At 62.8% G+C, this 592-nt stretch carries 1 protein-coding gene and 1 pseudogene; both read right to left on the reverse strand.

All coding sequences use genetic code 11. The features are described 5' to 3' along the window. Positions 1–86 precede the first annotated feature (86 nt). Positions 87–305: a tail protein X gene (locus BDE01S_RS10930; RefSeq protein WP_066081519.1), complete on the reverse strand. Its 219-nt coding sequence runs from the start codon at positions 303–305 to the stop codon at positions 87–89. Further along, positions 302–592 (reverse strand): annotated as a pseudogene (locus BDE01S_RS11505) (phage tail protein); the annotation flags it as partial. The pseudogene BDE01S_RS11505 and the gene BDE01S_RS10930, both read right to left, overlap by 4 nt.

The following is a 592-nucleotide window of genomic DNA, read 5'->3' on the forward strand; positions in this document are numbered from 1 at the left end:
CGGCTGCCGCCGCCGCCCGAGAAGCCGTTTAATTGCAGAAATGCGCCCAATGCGTCCATTGTGTTTTCCTTTCAGGCTGCCTGAAACTACCTCATCCACGGCGGCATGGCCGCCTGATTGCTTTGCGGTTTGGCGTCCAACACCGGCACGAATACGGTCAAGCCGCTTTCAAACTCCTCGGCCAAAGGCAGGTGCGGATTGGCCGCCATCAGCCCGTCAATCAAGAATGCGTTACCGTAATGTTTATAAGCAATCAAATCCCAGCGGTCGCCGTCGCGCGTGGTATAGCGGATAACTGCACTCATAAATCCCTCCTTACCGCCAGCCAAGCGGTCAGCGTTTCCACCGCCGCCGCACCGTCGGCCAATGCGCCGCCCGCCCGCTCCACCGCGCCTGCGCCGCCGGAGAGCCAGTCGAGCGGATTGCCGCCCTCAAACGCCGCGCGTGCCGAAGCCACGGCGCCGCCCAGTTCCGAAGCCGCCTGCGAAGCCTGCGCCGCCATCTGCGCCGCGCCCGACAAATCGCCGATTAAAGAAGTAACCTGCGGCAGATTGTTCAGACGGCCCAATACGCCGCCGCCGATGTCCAACGC

This window comes from Bergeriella denitrificans NBRC 102155 (assembly GCF_001592185.1).
Taxonomy (GTDB): domain Bacteria; phylum Pseudomonadota; class Gammaproteobacteria; order Burkholderiales; family Neisseriaceae; genus Neisseria; species Neisseria denitrificans.